General features: G+C 67.0%; 6 protein-coding genes. All 6 read right to left on the bottom strand.

Features of this window, described 5'->3' with window-relative positions:
- Window positions 1-177: 177 nt before the first annotated feature.
- Window positions 178-1,239, bottom strand: coding sequence for an NAD-dependent epimerase/dehydratase family protein (locus tag AC1DES_RS18985; protein ID WP_476897252.1), 1,062 nt, complete (start codon window positions 1,237-1,239; stop codon window positions 178-180).
- On the bottom strand, window positions 1,236-2,117 hold the full coding sequence (locus AC1DES_RS18980; protein ID WP_476897251.1) for an MTAP family purine nucleoside phosphorylase: 882 nt from the start codon (window positions 2,115-2,117) through the stop codon (window positions 1,236-1,238). The genes AC1DES_RS18985 and AC1DES_RS18980 overlap by 4 nt, the downstream gene beginning before the upstream one ends.
- A 49-nt stretch (window positions 2,118-2,166) precedes the next feature.
- A complete protein-coding gene (locus AC1DES_RS18975) occupies window positions 2,167-3,639 on the bottom strand; it encodes a glycosyltransferase family 87 protein (protein ID WP_476897250.1) in 1,473 nt (490 codons plus the stop codon).
- Window positions 3,636-4,211: a methyltransferase domain-containing protein gene (locus tag AC1DES_RS18970; RefSeq protein ID WP_476897249.1), complete on the bottom strand. Its 576-nt coding sequence runs from the start codon at window positions 4,209-4,211 to the stop codon at window positions 3,636-3,638. The genes AC1DES_RS18975 and AC1DES_RS18970 overlap by 4 nt, the downstream gene beginning before the upstream one ends.
- A gap of 128 nt (window positions 4,212-4,339) precedes the next feature.
- Window positions 4,340-5,008 carry a TIGR04282 family arsenosugar biosynthesis glycosyltransferase gene (locus AC1DES_RS18965; RefSeq protein WP_476897248.1) on the bottom strand — a complete coding sequence of 223 codons (669 nt, stop codon included), beginning with the start codon at window positions 5,006-5,008 and terminating at the stop codon, window positions 4,340-4,342.
- Window positions 5,009-5,016: 8 nt separating this feature from the next.
- Window positions 5,017-5,730 (bottom strand): glycosyltransferase family 2 protein, encoded by a 714-nt coding sequence (locus tag AC1DES_RS18960; RefSeq protein WP_476897247.1) that lies wholly within the window; start codon window positions 5,728-5,730, stop codon window positions 5,017-5,019.
- Window positions 5,731-5,984 lie beyond the last annotated feature (254 nt).

The following is a 5,984-nucleotide window of genomic DNA, read 5'->3' as shown; positions in this document are numbered from 1 at the left end:
GGCCGTGGTGCGGGCCGCGGAGTTTCAGCGGGGCGGGTTTTTCTCTGTCAGGAGTACTTCGGCATCAACACTGTTCCGGATGGGTTCCCCGGATACCGTAACCATTCCGTGATGCCGGTCCCCGGACCCGTCGCGTGCCCGCCGCCGACGACAACCCGCGCGCATGGCTGGCAGGCGTCAGCCTGGCTCCCCGCGCAGGGGAGCGGTGGCGAATTCCTGCATGCCCTCGTTGAAGCCTACGGCCGGAGCCCAGCCCATTTCGGCCTTAATGAGCTCGGAGGATGCGGTGACGTGGCGGACGTCCCCCAGCCGGTACTCGCCGGTGATAACCGGTGCCGGGCCGGCGCTGAATCGACTCAGTGCCGCGGCCACGTCGCCGATTGTCCGTACCTCGTCGGCGCCGACGTTATAGGCGCGAAAGCCCGCGCCGCCTCCCGAGGACAGCGAGTCGGCTGCGGCGATGTTCGCCGCCGCGACGTCCCGGACGTGGATGAAGCTGCGCCGCTGACGGCCGTCTTCGAAGACCCGCGGCGCCTCGCCGCGGGCCAGCGCCGAACGGAACAGGGAAGCGACCCCGGCATAGGGCGTATCCCGGGGCATCCTGGGGCCGTAGACGTTGTGATAGCGCAGGGCGATGGCTGAGCCGCCGGTGCTCCGGGCCCACGCGGCGGCGAGGTGCTCCTGGCTGAGCTTCGACGCCGCATAAACGTTGCGGGGATCCATGGGCGCTTTCTCGGTGATCATCGCGGGGATAAGGGCTGCGCCGGTTTCCGGGTTACGGGGATCGAAGTTGCCGGCGAGCAGGTCGGTCTCGGCGCGGGGGCCCGGCCGCACGGTCAGACCTGTGTCGGGGTCCGTGTAGGCCCCTTCGCCGTAGACCACCATTGAGGAGGCCAGGACCAGACGGGTGATGGCCTGGCGCTCCATGGCGGCCAACAGGACGGCCGTGGCGTAGTCGTTGTTGCGGATGTAGTCCGGGGCGTCTGCGAAGCTGACGCCGAGCCCGACTTTCGCGCTTTGGTGGCAGACAGTGTCGATACCCCGCAGTGCCGAGTCGACCGCGTCCGGGTCTGCGACGTCCCCGGTCAGGAACTCCACCCGTGGGTCTGACACGGGCGGCCGCGGGTGGAGACCGGGGTCCAGCGAGTCCACGACCCGAACGCACCAGCCCCGGGCCAGGGCTGCGTCCACGATGTGTGAACCGATGAAGCCGGCGCCGCCGGTGACGAGGAGCCTCATCTGAGGCTCGCAGCTTCCTGGAGGGCGGGCAGCGCCATGATCCTGCGCACGGCTTCGGGGTCCATCTGCGGTCGGGCATAGTAGTCGTCACCGATCGCGGCGACGGTCGCTTCGAGGACCGCCAGGACGTTCCTCTGGGCGTCCTTGAGCCGGGAAAAGACGGCGTCGGCGGTCACCGGATCGGAACCGTCGTGTCCGGTGTCGGAATCGGTGATGAAGGCCAGATTGGCGAAACCCATGTTCAATTCGGCGGCCAGTACCGGTTCGGGATACTGGGTCATGCTGATGATGTCAGCACCGCCGGAGACGTACCAGACGGACTCGGCTTTCGTTGAGAACCGCGGCCCGTTGATCACCACCACCGTTCCCTTCGGGGCGTAGGGCAGCTCATGACCGGCCAGGGCGGCGTCCAGGTGTGAACGCAGCGTCGGACAGAACGGTTCTGACGCCGGCAGGTGCTGGACGCCGGCGGGGGCGACGCCGTCGGCGACGGTGCCGTCAAAGAATGTGTCGGGACGTCCCCAGGTGCGGTCGATCAGCTGGTCGGTCACGACGAATGTCTCAGGTCCGAAGCCTTCCCGCAGCCCGCCCACGGCCGAGGACGAGAGGATCCCCCGGACTCCGAGGCTCTTGAGCGCCCAGAGGTTAGCGCGGTAGTTGATCTTCTGCGGCGGGAGCGAGTGTCCGCTGCCGTGGCGGGGGAGGAACGCTACGGTCCGTCCGGCCACGTCGGCGACCGTCACGGGCCCTGAAGGCGGCCCGTAGGGGGTGGCGACGTCGACGGTAGCGAGGACCGTTGCGCCGGGGAGCCGGTAGGTGCCGGTGCCGCCGATGATGCCGATGCGCGGCTGTGCCGCGTGGGGAAATGCTGTGTCCATGGTGCAATCCTGCCATTCGGGGGTGCTGGTCATTAGGGGGCGGGTGCCGTTATTGGCTTGGAATCATCTGGCCCGGTGCCTCAGATCGGAGGCCGTCGACCGCGGCCTGTCGATGCCCGTCGCGGCGCCGCAGCCAGGCGGCTGCGGCGATTCCAGCGGCTGCCATGAGGAGCACGATCTGGTCCAGCGGCTCAGTCAGGGGTGCGACGGTAGGGACCATGTAGATGAAGTCAAGGGCAAGGATCACCCCCACGTACTCCCACCGCCGACTAAGGACGATGAACGGCAACAGCATGAGCGCATACCAGGGGTAGTTGGGGCTGACAATGAGCAGTGTCAGCCCGATCAAGACGGTGTGCTGTTCCCATACATTCCGTGCCCGTGTTTGCCGCAGCACGCCGAGCGCGATGATGGCCAGTGCGGTGGCGCTGAGGACCGGCGGCCAGGGGCCGGCGGAAACGATCTGTGCGATGCCAAACCGGACGCCGCCGCTCTGGCTGTAGCCCTCCTCTTTGAGGTAGCCGGGCAGGAAACCCAGAACGCCGGCCCCGGCGACCGCCAGATACGGTACGTACAGCAGGATGAAAGTCAGGACCGCGGCGGCGATGAAGCGGACCGGGCGCCGGAACAACAATGCTGGGGCTGCAATGACCGGAATGAGTTTCGTTGCCACGGCGGCGCCGAAGGCTACTCCCGAGCGGAGGGGCCTGCCGCCGGCCAGCAGCATCCCGGCGGCGAGCATTAAGGCTGCGCCCAGCAGGTCAACGTGGGCGTTGTTCACGGCCTCCAGCTGCACGAACGGGCTCCAGCCCCAGAGGGCGGCGAGGTGCAGTGGCAGGCCGCGTTTTGCCAGCGCGCGGATCAGCAGCGTCCCGACGGCCACGCTGATGAGCAGCCCTCCGAGCTGAAAGGGAAGGTATCCGACCGAGTCCGGGACGGCTGCCCGGACACCAAGGAAGTAGATTTCGGCCGTGGGCGGATAGATGGTGGGCACGTGGGGACGGTTGATGGCGGTGCACAGGGGATTGCCGGACGGATAGCCGAGGGTCGCGACGGATTCCGTGCCGAACAAGTCTTTGGCACACAGTGGCCTGCCATCGGGCCCGGAAGCACCGGGCGCGAAAAGCCACCCCGGCCTCAGGTTGCTGAGTGTCTCGTCCACGGGAACATAGGAATAGGGGGAATGTCCGTTCTTCTGCACGATCCCGTCCCACGCGTACCGGGCGGAGTCGTTGCTCGTCCGGGGAGGGCCGCTGACCGCAACTATGCCGAGGAGTACCGTGCCTGCGATGATCAGGGCGCCCATCTGCCGGCGGGGCACGTGCCGCAAGAGACGGACGGCAGCAATGAGAACCAGCCATGAGAGGCAGGTGCCAACGATAGGTGCCGACTGAAACGGGTTTCCGGGGAGCACCATCCACCACATCAGAGCCGCGGCCACGAGGAACAGTGCCGGCAGGACGATGAACAGCCTGACCCTGGTGCCAGCTACAGCGGTTGATGCGGGGGGAGTCGCCGTCACGCCAGGAGCCTGTCCGGCGTGGCGTCGAGTGAGAGGCGGCAGAATACGCGGCCCTGAATGCGTTCAATGGCGGTCACGGTCCATCCGTTGCGCTGTGCCCGGGATACGAGCCCCGCGCTGCCCGTCCGGGCCCACCGGAACGACTCGCTTTGGTTCCCGTTTTGGTCCTCCAGCACGGCGGAATAGACGATGTCGAGGTCCTCGTCGGCTTCGACCTCGGCCAGGAGCGTCCCGTCGGGGGCGATGAGCTGGCTGCATCGGCGCAGCAGGGAGGTGATGCTTCCGCCGATGCCGATGTTGCCATCCAGCAAAATGACAGTCTGCCAAAGACCGGAGTGGGGCACAGGGGCGAAAACTGATTGTTCGAGTGCGCGGGCACCGCGCCCGCGCGCCCGCCCGACCGCCTCAGCGCTGGTATCAATGCCCAAGGCCGCCAGGCCGATTCGCTGTGCGGCGGCCAGCAACCTTCCCGGCCCGCAACCGACGTCGAGGACCGGGCCCTGCAGGCTGCGCAGCAGCGAGCGCTCCAGCAGGCTGGCGTCCTCGCACCAGCTGCGCACATCGTAGTCCACAGCCTCAGCCTGATGATGACCACCGTCGGGACGAAGCGTGAGAGTGCCGGAGCCGTTCGCAAGCGCCCGGGCGTAAGGCTCATTATGGCCTTGGCCAAAATTTGCGACAGAAGCGACGCCGGAGGCAGTCATCGGGCTGCTCCCGTGGTGAGTGCGGAGCCCCGCACCTCAAGCGCGGCCTCATCCACGGCATGGGCGAAGCCGCTTCCGGCAATCTCGGCGGCAATCTCGAGTGCATCACTGAAGTGGTCCATATCCCGCAGTTCGGGAAGTATTCCGACACGTAGCCCCGCGGCGGCCAGCCGGGCGAGCTGACTGGCCCCGGTCGTCTCGGTGGACATCGGCACCCCCCGGATCAGCTCGCCCGCCGGGTGTCGAAGCGCGATTGCCCAAAAACCGCCATCCGTGGCCGGGCCCATCCACGCGTCATGGCGGGCTGGTTGCGTTGACCAGTCCTGGAGCAGGGGCGCGACATCGTCAATCGAGAACTGGGGGGTGTCCATGCCGATGATAAGGAGCGGGCCGGGGGCTGCGTCGCAGATTGCAGCGAGTCGTTCGTCCAGGCCGCCGGATGACTGCGGGATGACGGTGAAGTTTTTGGCGTCGGCGATAGTCGGGGTGCCGTCCATGACCAGCAGCCGGTTCCGGACCGGGAGCTGCCGGACCGTCTCCAGGGTGCGGCTGAGGCTCGACTGTGCCAGCGCTGCCGCCCGTTGGGGCGTCAGTGGGGGGCTCAACCGGGTCTTCACGCGCCCGGGAAGGCACTCTTTGGCGATGACCGCTACTGTCAGATCCATGCTGTTCCTCATATAGGTTCTTCGCTGCTGCCGGGATTTCGGACCGGTCCGGACGACGACGCCGCAGCCGCCTTGAGCTGGGCCGACATGTCCCGCACCGCCGTCAGCGTTCCGCAGACCGTTCCGGTCACCTTCGATTTGCCAGTCCGCGGGGCATAGGGCACGGGCAGCTCCACGATCCGCCAATTGCGCAGGCTCGCCTTAAGGAACATCTCCAAGGGGTAACCGCTGCGGCGGTCCTCAAGACCAAGGGACAGCAGTTCAGCCCGGCGGGCTGCCCGCATGGGTCCCAGATCAGTCACCTGTTCCCCGGTCAGCCGCCGGAGCCGCCACGCCAAGACAACATTGGCGACGCGGGCGTGCAAAGGCCAAGACCCGCGCTGCGGCTGACGGCTGCCCAACACCAGATCCGCAGCGCCTTCCATGACCGGAGCGAGTAGCCCGGGTAGGAGGGCTGGGTCGAGTGAACCGTCGCAGTCGCAGAAAGCCACGAACTCCGATGTTGCGGCGAGCAGGCCTGCATGGGCGGCGGCCCCAAACCCTCGACGGCCCTCACGGACGACCATCGCGCCAAGACCCGCTGCGAGCTCAGCAGAGCCGTCCGTGGAACCGTTATCCACCACAATGGCCCGGTACCCCTCCGGCATGCGGGACAACACCCAGGGCAGGGCACCCTTCTCGTTCAAGCACGGCAGGACGACGTCAACCACGGATCCGGTCATTTTGGACATCCTCTAACGCTAGGGGCTGGGGCCGTATCCGTCTGCGGACACGGCACGATCGATGGACAGAAAAGTGCCGCGGTCCTCCGGTTGGGGAGGATCCGCGGCACGTTTCTGCCGGTGCAGACCATGCTTCCGGCAGGTCTTGGCGGTGTTACTTGGTGTTGACGGTGATTTTGGCGATGCCGACGAGCATGTCGGCTTTCACGGCGTCGGTCTTGAAGGTCTTGTTCAGCAGGCCGGCGGCGGTGTCG

The organism is Arthrobacter sp. 05T442, assembly GCF_056395945.1.
This window is presented reverse-complemented; position numbering and strand designations above follow the sequence as displayed.

Bases quoted from the DNA above. Each gene is read 5' to 3' on its own strand.
- AC1DES_RS18985 (WP_476897252.1), bottom strand. From the start codon at position 1,239: ATGAGGCTCCTCGTCACCGGCGGCGCCGGCTTCATCGGTTCACACATC.
- AC1DES_RS18980 (WP_476897251.1), bottom strand. From the start codon at position 2,117: ATGGACACAGCATTTCCCCACGCGGCACAGCCGCGCATCGGCATCATC.
- AC1DES_RS18965 (WP_476897248.1), bottom strand. From the start codon at position 5,008: ATGGATCTGACAGTAGCGGTCATCGCCAAAGAGTGCCTTCCCGGGCGC.
- AC1DES_RS18960 (WP_476897247.1), bottom strand. From the start codon at position 5,730: ATGACCGGATCCGTGGTTGACGTCGTCCTGCCGTGCTTGAACGAGAAG.